The following is an 18,044-nucleotide window of genomic DNA, read 5'->3' as shown; positions in this document are numbered from 1 at the left end:
TGCCTGACACACCTGCAAGCGCGTATGCCATGGTTGCCAGTGGCTACGGCCCCGACCTCACACGCAGGCTGATTACCTGGACGAACGGAGCCGCATTGCCATGATCACCACCGACCGCGCCATCGCTGCCTACCTCGGCCTCGCCATCGGCGATGCGCTGGGTGCGACGGTGGAATTCATGACGCCGCGCGAGATCGCTGCGCAATACCGCGTACACGACACGCTGCGCGGCGGCGGCTGGCTGCATCTCAAGCCGGGACAGGTCACCGACGACACCACCATGTCGCTGGCGCTCGGCAATGCCATCCTTGCACAAGGCAGAGTCGACGCGCTCGCCGCCGCACAGGCTTTCGATGCCTGGATGCGCGCCAAGCCGGTGGACATCGGCAACACCGTGCGGCGCAACCTGCTGCGATTCCGCAGGACCGGTGACCCGGAAGCCCCCTACTCCGATCACGATGCGGGCAACGGCGCAGCGATGCGCGTGTTGCCGGTGGCGCTCGCCACTTTCGGCCAGGCGGAAGAAACCGTGCGCGCCGCCTGCCGCGTGCAGGCCCATGTCACCCATCACTCCGCGCTCTCCGATGCCGCCTGCGAATGTCTGGCGCTCATGGTGCAGGATGCGCTGCGCGGCGCCGGCAAGAATCACCTGCTGCACCAACATGCCCACCCGCTGGTCGCTCGCCATCCCGAATTCGGATTCCGCGCAGTACGCCAGATCGGCAACCCAAGCGGCTATATCGTCGACACGATCCAGGCGGTATTCCAGAGTTTCTTCGATACCGACGATTTCCGCACCTGCCTGATCGACGTGGTCAATCGCGGCGGCGATGCAGACACCACCGGCGCGATCGCGGGCATGCTGGCAGGCGCCTTGTACGGGATGGTGGAAATGCCTGCCGCATGGCTGAAGACGCTGGATGAAGACATCCGCCGCTCCTGCGAAACCCAGGCACTGGCATTGCTCCCGGCCGGATGATGCAGGCACAGGATTGACAACAGAACGAACGTTCTTTAGTATTCAAAGAACGTTCGTTCTGTATCTATCATGCCATGGCCAATTTCAATCCCGACCTTTCCTCCCAGCGGCGCCGGCAGGCGCATTCCGCCTTGCTGTCGCTGACACACCCCAACAAGTCCATGTTCGAAAGGCAGCGCGCCCTGTTGCGCAAGGCGGTGCCGGCAGGCTTCCCGTCGCCTGCCGACGATTATGTCGAGCGACGCCTCAGCCTGGACGAGCACCTGATCCAGCACCGCGAATCCACGTTTTTCATGCGTGTCGCCGGACATTCAATGCGCGACCTCGGCATCTTCGACGGCGACCTGCTGGTGGTGGACCGCTCCGTACCGGCCGCGCACGGCTGCGTGGTGGTGGCTGTGATCGATGGCGAATTCACCGTCAAGCAGTTGCTCCATACCCCGCAAGGCAAGGTGCTGCGCGCCGCCCATCCGGACTACCCCGATGTTGCCGTCACCGCCGAATACGACTTCTCCATCTGGGGGGTGGTGCAGTGGAACGTGCACAGGGTGTGATGCGCCGCGCCATCGCGCTGGTCGATTGCAACAACTTCTATGTTTCCTGCGAACGCGTGTTCCAGCCCGGGCTGGAAGGCAAGCCGGTCGTCGTGCTCTCCAACAACGACGGCTGCGTGGTATCGCGCTCGCAGGAAGCGAAGGATCTCGGACTGAAGATGGCGGCACCGTGGTACCAGATGAAAGACCTCGCCCAACGGCACGGCATCGTCGCCCTCTCGTCCAATTACAGCCTGTATGCCGACATATCCAACCGCGTGATGTCCCTGCTTTCGCGTTTCAGCCCGGCCCAGGAGGTCTACTCGATAGACGAATCGTTCCTCGACCTGGGCGGCATCGCAGCCGACCACACCGCCTACGGCCAACAGATACGCGAAACCGTCAGGCGATGCGTCGGCATCCCGGTATGCGTGGGCATCGCTCCCAGCAAGACGCTGGCCAAACTCGCCAATCATGTCGCCAAACAGGATCGCCGCCTCGGCGGGGTGTGCGACTTCAACCGCCTGTCCCCGGCCGAACTGGATACCCTGCTCTCCTCCATCGCAGTGGGCGAAGTGTGGGGCATCGGCAGGCACACCGTACCCGGACTGGAAGCGATCGGCATCCGTTCCGTGCTCGACCTGAAACGCGCACCGGCCAACCGGCTGCGCGCCAGGTTCAGTATCGTGCTGGCGCGCATCGTCGAAGAATTGAACGGCGCCGCCTGCCTGGAACTGGATGACGTCGCCCCCGCAAAACGCCAGATCACCTGTTCGCGCTCATTCGGCACGCTTACTGCCAGCCTCGTCGACCTGGAACAGGCGCTGATCGCCTACACCACCCGTGCCGCCGAAAAATTGCGGCAACAGCATTCGATGGCAGGCGGCATCCAGGTATATATCCGCACCAACCCGCACCGGAAACGCGACCCGCAATACCAGCAGAGCATCCTGGTACCGCTGGCCGGGCCGAGCAACGACACCCGCCTGTTCTGCCGCGCAGCCTTATACGGGCTGGGCCAGATCCACCGCAGCGGCTACGCCTATCAGAAGGCCGGCATCACGCTCACCCACATCATCGATGCGGCGGACAAACCCAATACGCTGTTCGACGATGTTGTCCTGCAGCAGAGAACCTGCACGCTGATGACCACGCTGGATCGCATCAACCGCAGGATGGGCAGCGGAACGATCCGGCTGCTGGGGGAAGGAACCAGCGCACGCTGGGCGATGCGCAGGGAGAACCGGTCGCCACGCTACACGACGGAATGGAATGAACTGGCGGTATGCCGGGGCTAGCGCAGCCTGTCCCGCTCACCGCCCAGATATGGCGCGGCTTATTTACCGTTGAATTTCTGGATCGCTTCTTTCAGGGACTTCACCTGCCCGGGCGTCTTGTCGACGCCCTTAGGTACGGCAGCAGGTACGGTTTCCTTATTGCCGCTTGCTGCCGCGGCAGGCACTGCGGCCGGCGCAGAGACCGCACTGACCGCCACGGGTGAACTGGCGGCTTGTTGCAGTTGCATCTCCAGGGTGGGCGTCATCTTGAGTTTGATCTGCAAGCGGGTCACGCTCTGCACGATCATCTCGTCCTGCTCATCCAGCTTTTTGCGCTCCTCCGCATGCAGGGCCTTGTCTCGCGTCACGGCGAACTTGAGCGCTTCCAGTTCGGCCCGGCTGCCGCCAAGGCTTGCATTCAGGCTATCCACCCTGGCGGCCAACTCGGCCAACTGGGCGCGCTCCGCCTGGGATTGGTTGTTGACCACGGCGATCACACCGACGGTCAGCGCGACGACAGACACGACCGGTGCGAAAGCGATCGTCGCATAATGCGCGACGACCTTCAGCTTGGCACGGGCAAGCTCCGCTTTCGATGGCGTGCCGTCGTCCGCTTCGGCATCGTGTTCCCTGTCGTTATCCATGATGATCTCCCAGGCCAAGGTTGAAGTTCGGGGATCGGCACAGGCAGCGCCCCCCACTCGCATGCCCAGTCTATCACCATGCACAGGCGAAAAAAATCGGCGCCTTCTGCAAGGCGCCGATCCATCCGGGTCTGCTCGCGCTAGCTCTTCTTGCGCAAGGCCACGACGGCGATCACGACGATGACGATGCCCAGCAACCAGAGCCAGTATTTTTCCAGCAAGCCCGGCTCGGCAGGTTTGGGGACCGGAGCAACCGACACGGCGGGAGGCGGTGCCGGGGCCGGTTCCGGCTGCGCCACCGGAGCGGGTGCCGGTGCTGGTGCGGGCTCAGGTGCGGGTGCTGCGACCGGGGCCGGTGCTGCCTTGGCTACTTTTTTCTTTTTGGCTTTCTTGACTACGGGCCTGGGTGCGGCCTGCTCGGCCGCCGCTGCGGGCGCGGGGGCCTGTTCGGCAACCGCTGCCGGTGCAGGCGCAGGTTCAGGTGCGGCCGTCTTTTCGGCAGCCGCCGCCGGAGCTGGCTCAGCGGCAACCTCCTTCGGTTTGGTTGCGCAGGCCGACAAGGCCAGCGCCGAGCAAAGCAGCGCTACAGGTAAAGCAACATTGTGCATTCTTGACATAGCGTTCTCCTGAAAAGCGGTTGACGGGGTATGGCTGGAGGACATCCTCCCATAGTTACCTACCTCAGGCAAACCGCGGAGAAACATTATTGCAACGCATGCGTAACTGGTTGATGTGCTCCTGATATTGCCTCATCCATCAAAACCTGCCGCCGCCAGGCGACACCTTGCTGTCCAATATTTCCTCCACCTCCTCCCTGGTGACCGGTCCATCGTGTTTTCCGACGAGCTTGCCTGAAGGATCGTAGAGGAAACTGGTGGGCATGCCGTGCATCTCGCCGAAATCGCTGGCGATATCTTCATTGCCCAGCACCACGGGATACGACACCGCCGTCGAGCGCACCGCCTCCAGCACCTCCTGCCGCTTGCGGTACAGCACGGCCACACCGATCACCTGCACATCCTTGCGCTGTTGCTGCAGCGCCTCCAGCTCGGGCATCTCCTGCAGGCAGGGCGGGCACCACGGCGCCCAGAAATTCACCAGCACCCACTTGCCCTTCTCCGCAGCCAGCGTGTGATGCACCCCGGCCGTGTCCTTCAGGTCCCAGGCACCCGCCCGCACCGCGGGGGCCGAACACAGCAGCAGCGCCAGCAGCGCGCCCGCCCAGGAGATCGGCGCAGGCGGCAGAAAGGATCGTTCCATGCGGGGGGGCATCATCATGCGGGGTTCCATCATCCGGTTCGCCTCAGAAAGACTGCCTCAGCCCCAGCGTCAGGGTATAGCCCGGCGTCAGCTGGAGAGAATTGACGTTCTGGTAGATCGGGATCTGCACGAAGCCGTAGACGGACGCGCCGCCGCCGACACGCACCGATACGCCGGGGGCCAGATACGCCAGGGTGCCGCCGCTGACCGACACGCCGGTGACCGGATCGACCGGGACGGTGAAGGCGCCGCTGTCGACCTCGCGCTTGATCACGTTCAGCTGCAGCATGGGCGAGACCTTGGCGCCGAAGCCCGCATAGCGGATGCCGGTGTTCAGCTGATAGGCGTCGCCGGGACGGTAGTACAGGTTGCCCAGCGCCTGCTGGGTGGCCACGGCATGCTGGACGGTGCCCTGCAGGAACCAGCCGTAGGTGTCGACGGTGCCGGTGGTGTAGGCGCCGAGGATGAGGTCGGTGGAGCCGGTGCCGATCTGCAGGCCGGCGTCCAGCGGGGTGCCGGCGGCGGTGCCGCTGTCGAAGTTCTTGCCGAAATTGCCGGTGGGCAGCTTGATGCCGGCGATGAGGCCGCTGGCCCCCTCCTCGGACAGGCCGGTATAGCGACCGACGAGGCGGATGTCGCCCACACTGGCGTCCGCCGAGGCGGAGTAGCTGGAGCCCAGCGGGGCGGTGGTGCCGTAGGTGCCGTGGCTGCGCATGACATAGGGGACCTGCACGCTGATCCCCCAGTCGTCGTCGTTATAGATCAGCGAGGCGGTGACGGTCTGAGTTCTGGTATAGGCCTCGACTTCCTGGCCGGCAGCGAGCTGGCTGTTGATCAGGGCGGGGGAGGCCGCCGCGGTGCCGTAGCGCTGGCGGTTCTGGTTGAGGTAGTCGTACGACAGGTCCGCCGTGAAGCCAGGCTTGCTCGAGATCCCTTGCGATTCCCAGTCGCGCGACAGCGTGCATCCGCAAGCGGCACAGGCATACGCGCCGGCACTGTTGAGCAGTGCGAAGATGGCCAGGACGACGCCAGACAGTCTGACGCGATCTGCCGCAAGGCGGATCGGTAAGCTTGCGCGCAAGAACGAGGGAGCCCGGCAGATTTGGGGGCTCCCGTCGATCAAGCCCGGCAGGACGACACGCTGGTCCATCATGCGGCTCACTTCACGCCGGTTACCACATAGCTGTTATGCTGCTTCACGAACTGGAACTCGACCTTCTTTCCCGTCGCCAGTTTGCTGAAGAGTTTCTTATCGCCCACGGCAAAATCCATGGTCATGGCCGGCCATCCCAGACTGGCGATAGGCTCATGGCTCAGCGTCACCGTCCCCTTCTCCCGGTCGACCGCCTCGACCACGCCGACGCCTTTATTGGCATCGGCACTGGTGCTCATCCCCCCCATGTCCATGCCATCGTGGGCAGATGCATTGCCCATCGGGAACAGCGCCAGCGCCGCCAGCAAGATCATCAGTTGTTTCATGTTGCGTCTCCTTTCACTTGGTTAAGAATCGTACTGTCCGAATCCGACTGGCCGGCACGAACCAGCCGTTTCTCCTGCCATCCGAGGTAGATCAGCGGCACCACGACCAGCGAAAGCAGCGGTGCGGTGAGCATTCCGCCGACGAGGGGTGCCGCGATCCGCTTCATCACATCGGTGCCGACCGCATCGCTGAACATAACCGGCAGCAATCCGGCAACGATCACCGACACCGTCATCATCTTCGGGCGCAGGCGCATCACGGCACCGCTCATCACCGCATCGCGCAGGGCCGCGCTGTCGATCGTGCGCCCCGATTCGCGCAACGCATCGATGGCACGATCGAGATAAAGCAGCATGACCACGCCGAATTCGGCAGCGACGCCCGCCAGCGCGATGAATCCCACCGCAACCGCGACGGACAATTGGTAACCGAGCAGGTAAACCGTCCAGACGCCGCCGATCAGCGAGAACGGCAGGCACAGCAGCACCAGCCATACTTTGTCCCATTGCCGGAAATGCAGGTAAAGCAGCGACATCACCAGCAGGAGGGTGAACGGGATCAACCAGGACAAACGCTGTCTGGCATGTTCCAGATTTTCATATTGCCCGGACCATGTGATCGCATAGCCGGGGCCGACCCTGACCGACTTCCCGATGGCCTCCCTGGCTTCCCGTACGTACCCACCCAAATCTCGCCCTGCCACATTGAGATAGACATAACCCGCCAGTCGCGCATTTTCGCTCTTGATCTCTGCCGGCCCGTCCTCGATGGCGAAATGCGCCAATTCACGCAACGGAACCTGCTCGCCGCTCGGCAGCGTCACCCTGCTCTCCGCCACTTTCGCCAGCGAGCCTCTGAGTTCGCGCGGATAGCGCAGGTTGATGGAAAAACGCTCGCGCCCCGCGATCATCGTGCCGATGTCCTCGCCGCCGATCGCCCCCTGGACCATCTTCTCGACATCGGCGACTGTCACCCCGTAGCGCGCCGCATTCCAGCGGTTGACCTGGATATCGAGATAATGCCCGCCGACCACTCGTTCCGCGAACACATCCTGGGTGCCTGGAACTTTCCTCAATGCAGCTTCGATCGCGCCCCCCAGCTCAGCGATCCCGCGCAGATCCGGCCCGGTGATCTTGATGCCGAGCGGAGTGCGTATGCCGGTCGCCAGCATGTCGATGCGGGTGCGGATGGGATAGCCCCATGAATTGGTCAATCCGGGCAGCCGGACTTCGCGATCCAGTTTGGCCACCAGGTCTTCGACGCTCTCGCCCTCAGGCCACTGGCTCTTCGGCTTGAGCAGGATGGTGGTCTCGAACATCGACAACGGCGCCGGATCGGTCGCCGTATCCGCACGTCCGGCCTTGCCGTACACGCGCGCCACCTCTGGCATGGATTTGATGATGCGGTCGGTGACCTGCAGCAGGTTGGCAGCCTCGTCCAGCGAGATGCCGGGCAGCGTGGTCGGCATGTAAAGCAGATCGCCTTCGTATAGCGGCGGCATGAATTCGCTGCCGATCCGGCCCAGGGGATAAAACGCCGATACCAGCAGCACCCCGGCCAGGGCGAGGGTGAGCCTGCGCCTGCCCAGCACCCAGAGCAGCACCGGGCGGTAGCCCGCCTGCAGCAAGCGGTTCAGCGGATTGCGCTGTTCGCCGGCGATTCTGCCGCGAATGAAATACCCCATCAGCACCGGCAGCAGAGTCACCGCCAGCATCGCTGCCGCCGCCATTGCATAGGTCTTGGTATAGACCAGCGGGGTGAACAGCTTTCCCTCCTGCCCGGTCAGCGTGAATACCGGCATGAACGAAACGGTGATCACCGCCAGGGAAAAGAACAATGCCGGACCGACTTCCCGTGCGCTGTGCCGCGCCGCTTCCCATCGGTTGCCTGTCTCTCCCATGCGCTCCAGGTGTTTGTGCATGTTTTCGACCATCACGATGGCAGCATCCACCATCGTGCCGATAGCGATGGCGATGCCGCCCAGCGACATCACGTTGGCCGTCACCCCCTGCGCCTGCATGATGATGAAGGCGACCAGAATGCCCAGCGGCAGGGTCACCACGGCGACCAGCGCCGAGCGCATGTGGAACAGGAACAGCAGGCACACCAGCGCCACGGCCAGTGACTCCTCGATCAATTTTCCTTGCAGGGTATGCACTGCATCGAGGATCAGCCCGGAGCGGTCATAGGTCACCACCAGTTCGACGCCTTCGGGCAGCCCGGAGCGGATCTCCTGTAAACGCTGCTTGACCGCATTCACCGTTTCCAGGGCATTCTGGTTATGGCGCATCACCACGATGCCGCCGACTGCCTCGCCCATCCCGTCCAGGTCGGCAACCCCCCGGCGCGGTGCCGGACCGGTGCCGATATGCGCGACATCCTGCAGGCGCACCGGTATACCCCGATCGTCCACGGCCAGCGGAATGCTGCGTATATCATCGAGATCCTTCAGGTAGTTCTTTGAGCGCACCATGAATTCGGTGCGCCCGAGCTCCATCACCGCGCCTCCGCTGGCGGAATTGTTGGCCCTGACCGCCTCCGCTACTTGCTGCAACGTGATCCGGTATGCGGCCAGACGGTCGGGATCGACTTCGATCTGGAACTGCCTGGCCATGCCGCCGACCGTCGCCACCTCAGCCACACCGGGCAGGCTTTGCAATTCGTATTTCAGGAAAAAATCCTGCACCGCCCGCAGCTGGTCGGCATCGTATCGATGACCGCGATCCACCAGCGCATACTCGAATATCCAGCCGACACCGGAGGCATCCGGCCCGAGCGTTGGCACCACCCCTTTGGGCAAGCGGGCTGCAGCCTGATCCAGGTACTCCAGCACCCGTGAACGGGCCCAGTAAGGATCGGTACCCTCCCTGAACAGGACATAGAGATAGGATTCGCCATACATCGAAAAACCGCGTACGGCGGTCGATCCCGGCACAGATAACAGTGCGGAAGTGAGCGGATAGGTGACCTGGTCCTCGACCACTTCCGGCGCTTGCCCCGGATAGGGCGTCTTGACGATGACCTGCACATCGGACAGATCGGGGATCGCATCCAGTGTCATCCGCTGCGTCGCGCGGATGCCGGCGATGGCAAGCAGAAACGCGAGCGCCAAAACCAGCAGGCGGTTATCGATGGACCAATCTATGATGCGCCGGATCATCTTCAGTGACCATGCATGCGTTCGGACGCGGCACTCAGCGAAGCCGCCGAATCCAGCAGAAACTGGCCATTGACCACGACTTCGGCGCCTTCCTGCAAGCCATCCAGGATCTCCACCCGGTCGCCGCTCTCCACGCCGGTCGTGACGGCGACAGGCAGGAAATGCCCCTCGCCCCGTGACAGCATCACGACGTTCCCCCGGCCGGTATACAGTACAGCCGAGCGCGGTACCACCAGCGCTTGGTGCGGCCGGGTCAGGATGGTGACATCGACGAAAGTGCCGGGGCGATAATGCCGGTTCGCATTGTCCAGCACTGCCCTGGCAATCACCTTGTTGTTGTTCGACAAGGGATTGATGAAACTCAGGCGGGCATGTGTCTCCTGCCCGTTCGCGTCGCGGATGACCACGCTGTCGCCGCGCTTCACCTGCCCGGCCTGGTCCGGGTAGAGCGCGATCTCCACCCACACCCGGGATACATCGGCCAGCACCAGCAACGGATTCGACGGCATGACATAGCTGCCTTCCCTGACATTGACCTGACTGACCACGCCCGAACGCGCGGCCACGATCTGCACCACATCGCTGGCCTGCTTCTTTTCCTCGATGGTACGGATGCTCTCGACGCTGACACCTTCTTCCTGGTGCAGCTTGGCCCTGTCATTGGCGGCATCCATCGCCATTTCCATCACATAATCGTTTTCGGTATCCGGTGTGGTCTGGATGGTTTCCAGCAACTGCTTCCTGCGCTCGATGGAACTCAGGTACGTGCGCTGCCGCGCGACCAGGTCGGGCGAATAGAAATCGTACAGGACCTGTCCGGCCCTGACCTCTTCACCTACGGCATGGACATACAGCTTCTTGATCCAGCCTTCGTACTTCGGCTGCACGGAAAACGCCTGATTCTCGGCAACGACCACGTTGCCGTAAGTCTCGATGGGCTGCGCAACCGTCTCTTGTCTGCTGCGGGCCAGCCGGACGCCGAGACGCTGCTCGATGGCGCTGTCGACCCGGATGCCATGCGCGTGCATTTCGGCGGTGCCGGATTCAACCAGCTTCATCCCGCAGATCGGGCAGACGCCCGGATGGTCTTGCGTGATTTCCGGATGCATGGGGCAGACCCAGTATTTGTCGGGCCCCATGTTATTGATCTGGGGTAGTGCTTCTGCACGTTTCGCTGCGTCCGGATGTGCAATCAATGGACGAGCGAGAAAAAATGACACCAGCAGGATCGCGGCAATCAAAACGACACTGGTGACCTGCTTCCTGCTCATGCTGGCGATTCCTGAATAAAAAAGGGGGAGGATTGGCCTCCCCCAAAGCCCACAACTACTTGAGGATGATCTGCTCGCCGTGACCCTTCTTCGGATCGGCGTCTTTCTTGCTCACCAGTACAGTGATCGCACCGCGCAGGGCCGCATTCATCGAATGGTCGACGATCGCGATTCCCGCCACATCCTTGTCCTTCGGCGTGACGATGTCGAAAGTGTCGGCTTCGGCCACTGCCACGTTGTAGGTCTGGATGCCATACAGCGTATTCTTCGGATTGCCGTTGATGTACACGCGATCCCAGATGCTGGCGATCGGGTGCAATGCAACCGGCAGGTTGACGTTGGCGTTCAGGAAGAAGATACGCACACGCTCGCCCGGCAGTGCCTCCAGCACGTCGTGACCGCCGTTCGGGTCATGTACCGGATCGTAGTGCAGGACCTTGCCGTTGATCAGCGACCCCTTCCACGCATTGGCGTCGTTCAGCATGGCGCCGTAGTTCTCCACATCCGGAAAATACTCCTGCTGTACCAGCACATATTCGCGATCCGCTTTCGGATAGTTCTTCCTGTCCTTGGGCTCGACGATGATCACACCGTACATGCCGCGTGCGATATGCTGCACCATCGGGCTTGCGCCGCAGTGATACATGAACACGCCGGGAACCTTGGCTTCGAATTTGAAATGCTTCTGCTCGCCGGGTTTGACGGGTGCGAACTCATCCAGGACGTTCACTTGCGCAGCGTGAAAATCCATCGCGTGCGAGTTCTTGTTCTCCGGGGGGTTGATCAGGGTGAAGTCCACCGTATCACCCTCGTTCACCCGCACCGGTTTACCCGGGATGGTGCCATCGAACGTCCACGCCGCCATGGTGTCTGCCCCGCCGACCGCCTTGCCATTGGTCGCAACGTCAACTTCCCTGGCCGTCATCGTGATTTCGACGGTTTTGGCAAACGCCCCCGACGTCGAAAGCAAGGCTGCCGCGGCAAACGCCACACAAGTCACTTTCTTCATTTTTTTCATTCATGCTCTCCCTGTTTATCTACGTTAAACACAACTACTCACTTGCCATTGCCTCCTCTACTGCTGTTACTGCTTCCTCTCCTCCTCCTTCTGCTTCTTTTGCTTTCCCCTGAATCCTTGCCGCTCTTCAACTCCTGTCACGAACCAAACTTGCATTTGCACAACATGCGCAAGTGCTGGACCAGATCGCGGATCTCCTCGTCGCTGAAGGTGTCTCCCCATGGCGGCATCAGGATGGACTTGTCTATCGACGGCCCTCCCTCCTTGACCACCTTGAACAGGGTCTCATCCGAGCGCGCCGACATCGCCTTGGCATCGGTGTGATCGCGCGGCTGCACTTCCATGTCACGCACGTTGATGCCGTTCCCGTTACCTTTGAGGCCGTGACATTGAACGCAATAGGTGCCGTAGTTGTCGGCAGCGCTTTCCTTGGCGACGGCAGGTGCGGAAAACAGCAGTGCCGCCAGAATGAATAGGATCGTGTTATTTGGCATTTCCGTTCTCCGTCGCTATCGCTTCAAAGTAGTAGCCCAGTTTCTGGATATTCGCATCCGACACATGCTTGTTCGGCATCCAGGTCTTGGGCTCCCAGACCTGCGGGTTGCGGATGAAACTGGCGATGAATTCCGGCTGCAGACGCTTGGCGGCGGTATAAACCTCGGGGCCGGACAGGCCGCCGAAATCAGGCTCGATCCGATGGCAGGCGGAACATCCCAGGAACTTGTCGAACATCATTTCGCCCATCATCTTTGAGCCGGTTCCCGGTTCGATCTTCTCTTTCGCGATCAGGTCGTCGTGCTGTTTCAGTTTCATCAGCTCTGCAGCGACTGCTGCTGCATCGGGAGCCGGCAGGGCCATATGGGGCTTGATGGTCGATTCATCGACGACATCGTGCTTCTCCCCTGTCTTGATATGCTTTGCATAGAATTCCCCCGCCGGACGTATCTGCCGCGGTTGCTGCAGCCAGCCGACCAGCCACTCCTTGCGGTATTTGTTTCCTGCGTAAGCCAGATTCGGCCCCTTGATGGCCCACAGTTCCTTCAACGTCTGCGGCGCCGGTCCGGTCAGGTTGTGGCAAGACTCGCAGTCCTTCTTCAGGATCGCCGCCCCATCAGCGGCCAGTGCGGGTGCCGCAAGACAGGCCAATGCAATAACGATCAGCTTTTTCATTTCACCTCCGCCTTCTGGCTTGTTCAATCGGCTTTCCCTGGAAAGTCGGGTTGTTGAATAATCCATATCCCTGCGCCAGCGATTCGCTGTAGAAGAAATTCGGGTCATAGACCTTGTCTTTCCACGCATAGAACGGATCGAACTTGATTCCTTCATATTCGAACACGGTCACCGGGCCACCCAGCATGGCGCCGTTGTTCGTCATGTGCTTGTCGACATGGTCATGCATGATGAATAGTCCGGGATTCTTCATTTCGACGATGGCGTCGTAGCGTTCGCCGGGGCCGACAGAGATGGTGTCCACGTAATACGGGTGTGCCAGCGGATAGCCATCCTTGTGCGTGATCAGCATGTCGTGTCCATGCATGTGCATCTCATGGAATTCGTCTCCCGCGCCAAAGAAGCGCAACCTGAGCACATCGCCTTTCTTCACGCGGATCGGTTGCGTATACGGGAACGATTTGGCATTGACGGAAAAATAATCCGAGACATCCTGCGGCGCGCCGCCCTTGCCATAGGTATTGGCATAGGCCGACTCCCAGGTGTTCATCATCAGGATCGCGTCCTTGGTCACTTTCTTTTCCAGGTCGCTCGGATTCTTCGGATCGATGATCAGCGGCCCCCACATGCCGCGAGTGGCGACGTGCTCCCAGACATTGACATGGCAGTGATACCAGAGGCTGCCAGGACGATCGACCGTGAACTTGTACGTGAACGACTCGCCCGGCTGGATCGCATCCTGCGTGATTCCCGGCACGCCATCGTTGTGCCACGAACCTATCTGGTTGACGCCATGCCAATGCATGGTGTGAGGCAGAGTCGTGTTGTTCGTCACATGCACGGTCACCTCATCCCCCTGCTTGACGTGAATCAGCGGGCCGGGCACCTGCCCGTTGAAGGCAAACACCTTGTTGACGAATCCGGGCGCCACTTCGATCGTGACCTCGTCTATCGTCATGTTGAATTCGCGTTGTGCGGCCCAGCCCAGCCCGGGCAATAGTGCCAGGCACACAACCAGCGCCCTCACCGCTTTTGTCATGCTCACTCTCATCACTATCCCCCCACTATTGGTATATTTTGAATACATCTTTAAGGGCAAAAAAAACGGCTCGCGCCTCAACCCGCTTCTGCCACCAACAACCACCAACAACCACCAAACTGCTTTTGCTTCGCAAACCACATCAGAATTGTGTTGGAATAAAATTAACATCACAAATTGATAATGTCAACTTGTGATATATATTTCATACAACAAGGCTGGATAAGCAGTTAGAAATCATCGACCTGAATCTCACATCACCAACGACCCGGCATGAGGCACATTGATCTCGCCTGATCAAGGATGGCCATGTCGATGACGAGTTCACCCGCAAACAGATGAGCAAAAACAGGCTTCAGGGTAAAATGCCGGACAGGAATTCATCAGCACTGCCGATCCGGGCAGCGCCTGCTTTCACCAACATGACCGTATTCAGAATCTTCACAGCGGCCCTGCTTGCTCTGCCATGCGCCACCCTCAGCGGCTGTACGACCACCACCGACAGCGGTGCCGTCGGCGCGACCCGTCCGCAACTGCTGCTCGTCTCGTCCGCCAAGCTCGACCAGATGGCCGCGCAAAGCTATACCAAGCTGAAATCGGACTCGGCCGGCAAAGGCGCTCTGAACCAAGATGCCGCGATGCTGCAGCGCGTGCGGGCGGTAGCGGCGCGGATCGAACCGCAGACTGAGGTGTTCCGCAAAGATGCGCCGGGATGGCACTGGGAAGTGAACGTCATCAGCAGCAACGAGCTCAACGCGTTCTGCATGCCGGGCGGCAAGATCATGTTCTATTCCGGGCTGATCGACAAACTCCACCTCAGCGACAGCGAGATCGCCATCGTGATGGGGCACGAGATCTCGCACGCACTGCGCGAGCATTCGCGCGAACAACTGTCGCAGGCCATCGCCGCACAGACCGCGATCGATATCGGCACCGCCCTGCTCGGGTTCGGCGCAGGTTCGGCGGACCTGGCATCCGTCGGATACGAAAAGCTCGTCGCCACCAAATTCAGCCGTACCGACGAAAGCGAGGCCGACCGCATCGGCCTGGAACTTTCCGCGCGTGCCGGCTATGACCCGCGTGCCGGCATCAGCCTGTGGCAGAAGATGCTCCAGGCCAGCCAGGGCGGCGGCCGACCTCCCGAGTTCCTCAGCACCCACCCGGCGGAAGAAAATCGCGTCCAGCAGATCGAGGCTTTGCTGCCGACCGTCATGCCGCTGTATGAGGCCGCACAACAGAAACACTGATCCGGCGGGTCGGGGTTATTCAGCCCCCAGCAATTGCCTGATCCATGCCTGCTGGCACACACGCTTGCGTTTCTGCTCCAGCAACTTGCGGATATGTGGCCTGGCCTGGTCGAAACCCAGCACGCCGGCCACGGTGATCGTGTCGCAGCGCAGTACATGAAAACCAAGCTCGGATTCGATCACCCCGCTCACGCCGCCCGCCTCCAGTTCGAATAGCGCGTGATCAAGCTGTGGGAACAGCTTGCCCCGCGGCAAATCGCCCAGCTTGCCGCCATCCAGCGCGGTCGGGCATTCGGAATGCTTGAGCGCCTGTTCTTCGAAGCGTTGCGGCTCTTTCGCCAGTCGCGCAGCTATCGCATCGATACGCCGTCTTGCCTCCACGCGCGTGTTCTCGGCGGTGCTGTCGTTGATGGTGATAAGGATATGGCGTACCAGCCGCGTCTCGGCGCGGCGGAATTGTTCCGGGTGATATTGGTAATACAACTCCACATCCATGTCGCTGACGCTGGCAGCCTGGGTGGCCACCTTTTCCAGGATGGCCTCGACTTTCATCTCGCGCTCCAGCGCGGCGGCAAAGCTGGCCGAGTCCAGCCCGTTGCGCGCCAGGTCTGCGACGAATTCCTCTTCGTCGGAATAACGGTCGCGTATCTCCGCCATCGCCGCCGCCAGCGTGGAAGGCGGCACCACGACGTCGCGCGCCTCGGTCGCAGCCAGGACACGGGTCTCGACCTCATGCTGCCGTTGTGCCATGGCCTGGACGCGCTCGAACTCTCCGCGCCGCAAGTCATCCGTGGCCTTGCCGTAAAGCTTTTGCGCAGCCTTGAGCGCAAGATAGGCCACACCGGATTCGGTCGCATCAGGCATCGGATTGCTCCTCATCGCCATAGACCCGGGTTGCCTCCAGCGCGGTTTCCGGCACCTGCAGCACCCGGTCGTGAAAGATCACGTGGTATTGCACGCCATCGTGCTCGTCGCGGAAGACCTTCAGTATCTCCCCCTCCATCCCCGGCGTGACCCGCACTTCGCCGCGCACGGCAAGCGATATCCTGCTGCGCACCCGTTCGCGACTTTCGAATTTGCTGGGTATCCATACATCGTCGACGCCGATGAGCTCTTCTTCGCGGAAGCCGACGATCTTGTTCTGTTCGAGCACGTTCACGGTATAGATCAGCTGGTCCTGCAAGAATGTGCCAACGTTCATGACGAAACCGGTGGAACCGCGCCGGATCAGCAGCGTGCCGATGGCCAGTCCGGGATAGGTGCCGTCGTTGCGCACATTGCGCACGATGCGGACTTCGTCGCCAAACTGAAATTTGGGCAGCACGATTATTCCCCCGCCTTACTTCGGCTTGCTCACCGAAATCGAACTGATCGGCACGAATTTCACTTGCGGCTCGTGCATGTGGAACACCTTGAACACCTTCTCGGTAAGCGCATCGGACTTCACGAAGTCCAGGTACGCCTGGCGCAGCAGCGTGGTATAGATCGAGCGGCGGCCATCCTCCACTTCCGGCAAGGTCGTCTTGCCAAGGTAGTCGTGGAAGCGCTGCAGGATATGCAGACGATTCACATGCACCACCGCAGGGTCGTATTCAATCCCGAAGTAGTTCAGAAAATCCTCGGCGGAGACCAGTTCCTCCATCGCTTCGTCCAATGACAGTTCTTCCATCATGCCCTCCTTGGCACCATTCCTTCATCATCCAGCACCTGCTGCAACACTTCCAGCAATGCCTTGCCGCCCATGCGGTCGTGGCCGTCCAGCTCGACCAGTTTCTCCAGCATCGCCCGCCCGACTGCGAAACGCCCCAGGCGCAGGTTGATATAGCCGGTCGCCTTGAGCACCGTCAGGTAGAAGCGCACCAGTCCCATCGAGCGCATCACCCCGGCTCCCAGGCTGGTTTCGTTCAGATAGCGCCAGGTCTCCGGGAATTCCAGCCGCCGCCCGACCACCGCCATCGTGCTCTCGCCCACCAGCAACGCATCTTCCAGGCGGTGCTGGTAGAAGTAATAGCGGTACAGCGCCACCAGTACCATCAGATGCTGCGGTGCCATGAAACTGGCGCGCAACAACATGCCTTCCGCTTCCTCGCTGCCGTACTTGTCGGCCGCAGATACGATGAGGTCGGCGATCTCCGGCGCCAGCGGTTCATCGAAATACAACTCGGCTTGTTCGAAATCGAGCAGGTCCATCATTCTTTCCTCAATTGGCGCGCCACTTCCGTGCCGCACAGATCGTCTGCTTCGCAGGTGTGGCATAGTCCATCCACCGGCTCACCCTGCTTGCGCAACTGTCCTTCCAGGACTTCGATGCGCTCCATCAGGCAGGCGATGGCACGGCCTACCGGATCGGGGATCAGATGATGGTCGAGGTTGATGCCGTAGATGTTGTCGGTGCCGGCTTCTTCGGTGCGCAACACGATCTTACCGGGAATCCCGATCACGGTGCGGTGCGCAGGCACATCTTTGACCACGACTGAATTGGCGCCGACACGCACTTGCTCGCCGAGCGTGATCGCGCCCAGTATCTTTGCACCCGCGCCAACCACAACACCGTTGCCGAGTGTCGGATGGCGCTTGCCTTTGTTCCATGTGGTGCCGCCAAGTGTGACGCCGTGATACAGCGTGACGTCGTCGCCGATCTCGGCCGTCTCGCCGATCACCACACCGGCACCGTGATCGATGAAGAAACGCCTGCCGATGGTGGCGCCGGGATGGATATCGATGTTGGTGGTCAGCCGCGCAAACCAGGACAGCAGGCGCGCCAGATAGCGCAGACCGAATTTCCATAACCGATGTGCGATGCGCTGCATAAGGATGGCATGCACGCCGGGATAAGTCGTCAGCACCTCGAAGCGCGAACGTGCGGCCGGGTCACGCTGAAATACGCAGCTCACGTCTTCGCGTAGAAGCGTGAAGAAGCCCAACGTTTTTTGACTTTGAACGCACCCCTCACCCGTCCCTGCGGG

The 18,044-nt window shown here is 61.1% G+C and carries 20 protein-coding genes; 4 read left to right on the top strand and 16 right to left on the bottom strand.

The features are described from left to right. Positions 1-100 precede the first annotated feature (100 nt). From draG to L6418_RS03835, 3 genes are all read left to right on the top strand, one after another. On the top strand, positions 101-979 hold the full coding sequence (gene draG, locus L6418_RS03845) for an ADP-ribosyl-[dinitrogen reductase] hydrolase (protein WP_237248152.1): 879 nt from the start codon (positions 101-103) through the stop codon (positions 977-979). 74 nt (positions 980-1,053) lie between these two features. Next, positions 1,054-1,533, top strand: a complete 480-nt coding sequence (locus L6418_RS03840) for a LexA family transcriptional regulator (protein WP_237248151.1) — start codon at positions 1,054-1,056, stop codon at positions 1,531-1,533. Beyond that, positions 1,512-2,810 carry a Y-family DNA polymerase gene (locus L6418_RS03835; RefSeq protein WP_332875549.1) on the top strand — a complete coding sequence of 433 codons (1,299 nt, stop codon included), beginning with the start codon at positions 1,512-1,514 and terminating at the stop codon, positions 2,808-2,810. The genes L6418_RS03840 and L6418_RS03835 overlap by 22 nt, the downstream gene beginning before the upstream one ends. A gap of 38 nt (positions 2,811-2,848) precedes the next feature. On the opposite strand, the gene L6418_RS03830 is transcribed toward L6418_RS03835, so the two are convergent. From L6418_RS03830 to L6418_RS03780, 11 genes are all read right to left on the bottom strand, one after another. Further along, complete coding sequence (locus tag L6418_RS03830; protein ID WP_237248150.1) at positions 2,849-3,433, bottom strand: hypothetical protein; 585 nt, start codon at positions 3,431-3,433, stop codon at positions 2,849-2,851. A gap of 140 nt (positions 3,434-3,573) precedes the next feature. Further along, positions 3,574-4,050, bottom strand: coding sequence for a hypothetical protein (locus L6418_RS03825; protein WP_237248752.1), 477 nt, complete (start codon positions 4,048-4,050; stop codon positions 3,574-3,576). 139 nt (positions 4,051-4,189) lie between these two features. Then, complete coding sequence (locus L6418_RS03820) at positions 4,190-4,711, bottom strand: TlpA disulfide reductase family protein (RefSeq protein WP_237248149.1); 522 nt, start codon at positions 4,709-4,711, stop codon at positions 4,190-4,192. A 25-nt stretch (positions 4,712-4,736) separates the two neighbouring features. Beyond that, positions 4,737-5,774, bottom strand: coding sequence for a hypothetical protein (locus L6418_RS03815; protein ID WP_237248148.1), 1,038 nt, complete (start codon positions 5,772-5,774; stop codon positions 4,737-4,739). Positions 5,775-5,851: 77 nt separating this feature from the next. Then, positions 5,852-6,172, bottom strand: a complete 321-nt coding sequence (locus L6418_RS03810) for a copper-binding protein (RefSeq protein WP_237248147.1) — start codon at positions 6,170-6,172, stop codon at positions 5,852-5,854. Beyond that, positions 6,169-9,333: an efflux RND transporter permease subunit gene (locus tag L6418_RS03805; RefSeq protein ID WP_237248146.1), complete on the bottom strand. Its 3,165-nt coding sequence runs from the start codon at positions 9,331-9,333 to the stop codon at positions 6,169-6,171. Before L6418_RS03805 ends, L6418_RS03810 begins: the two co-directional genes overlap by 4 nt. A 2-nt stretch (positions 9,334-9,335) precedes the next feature. Then, positions 9,336-10,604 carry an efflux RND transporter periplasmic adaptor subunit gene (locus L6418_RS03800; RefSeq protein WP_237248145.1) on the bottom strand — a complete coding sequence of 423 codons (1,269 nt, stop codon included), beginning with the start codon at positions 10,602-10,604 and terminating at the stop codon, positions 9,336-9,338. 55 nt (positions 10,605-10,659) lie between these two features. Next, entirely contained in the window at positions 10,660-11,622 is a 963-nt protein-coding gene (locus L6418_RS03795) for a multicopper oxidase domain-containing protein (protein WP_237248144.1), read from the bottom strand. Positions 11,623-11,759: 137 nt separating this feature from the next. After that, the gene (locus tag L6418_RS03790; protein WP_237248143.1) at positions 11,760-12,116 is read right to left on the bottom strand and encodes a cytochrome c; all 357 of its coding nucleotides are present in this window, start codon (positions 12,114-12,116) and stop codon (positions 11,760-11,762) included. Further along, entirely contained in the window at positions 12,106-12,792 is a 687-nt protein-coding gene (locus L6418_RS03785) for a cytochrome c family protein (RefSeq protein WP_237248142.1), read from the bottom strand. Before L6418_RS03785 ends, L6418_RS03790 begins: the two co-directional genes overlap by 11 nt. 1 nt (position 12,793) lies before the next feature. Next, positions 12,794-13,831 carry a multicopper oxidase domain-containing protein gene (locus tag L6418_RS03780; protein ID WP_237248141.1) on the bottom strand — a complete coding sequence of 346 codons (1,038 nt, stop codon included), beginning with the start codon at positions 13,829-13,831 and terminating at the stop codon, positions 12,794-12,796. 422 nt (positions 13,832-14,253) lie between these two features. Here L6418_RS03780 and L6418_RS03775 point away from each other — a divergent pair, with 422 nt between their 5' ends. Then, complete coding sequence (locus L6418_RS03775) at positions 14,254-15,078, top strand: M48 family metallopeptidase (RefSeq protein WP_237248140.1); 825 nt, start codon at positions 14,254-14,256, stop codon at positions 15,076-15,078. A gap of 15 nt (positions 15,079-15,093) precedes the next feature. On the opposite strand, the gene nifM is transcribed toward L6418_RS03775, so the two are convergent. Genes nifM through cysE form a run of 5 tightly spaced genes read right to left on the bottom strand, consistent with a single transcriptional unit; the run spans position 15,094 to position 18,002 of the window. Continuing rightward, on the bottom strand, positions 15,094-15,942 hold the full coding sequence (gene nifM, locus L6418_RS03770) for a nitrogen fixation protein NifM (protein ID WP_237248139.1): 849 nt from the start codon (positions 15,940-15,942) through the stop codon (positions 15,094-15,096). Next, positions 15,935-16,402 carry a nitrogen fixation protein NifZ gene (locus L6418_RS03765; RefSeq protein ID WP_237248138.1) on the bottom strand — a complete coding sequence of 156 codons (468 nt, stop codon included), beginning with the start codon at positions 16,400-16,402 and terminating at the stop codon, positions 15,935-15,937. Before L6418_RS03765 ends, nifM begins: the two co-directional genes overlap by 8 nt. 15 nt (positions 16,403-16,417) lie before the next feature. Further along, positions 16,418-16,750 carry a nitrogenase-stabilizing/protective protein NifW gene (nifW, locus tag L6418_RS03760; protein ID WP_237248137.1) on the bottom strand — a complete coding sequence of 111 codons (333 nt, stop codon included), beginning with the start codon at positions 16,748-16,750 and terminating at the stop codon, positions 16,418-16,420. Then, a complete protein-coding gene (locus L6418_RS03755) occupies positions 16,747-17,271 on the bottom strand; it encodes a hypothetical protein (RefSeq protein ID WP_237248136.1) in 525 nt (174 codons plus the stop codon). Before L6418_RS03755 ends, nifW begins: the two co-directional genes overlap by 4 nt. Next, positions 17,268-18,002, bottom strand: coding sequence for a serine O-acetyltransferase (gene cysE / locus L6418_RS03750; protein ID WP_237248135.1), 735 nt, complete (start codon positions 18,000-18,002; stop codon positions 17,268-17,270). The genes L6418_RS03755 and cysE overlap by 4 nt, the downstream gene beginning before the upstream one ends. Positions 18,003-18,044: the final 42 nt, after the last annotated feature.

Origin of the sequence: Sideroxyarcus emersonii, assembly GCF_021654335.1 — a bacterium.
Classification (GTDB): Bacteria; Pseudomonadota; Gammaproteobacteria; order Burkholderiales; family Gallionellaceae; genus Sideroxyarcus; species Sideroxyarcus emersonii.
Note: the sequence above shows the minus strand (reverse complement) of the source record. Positions and strands in the feature narration are given on the sequence as shown.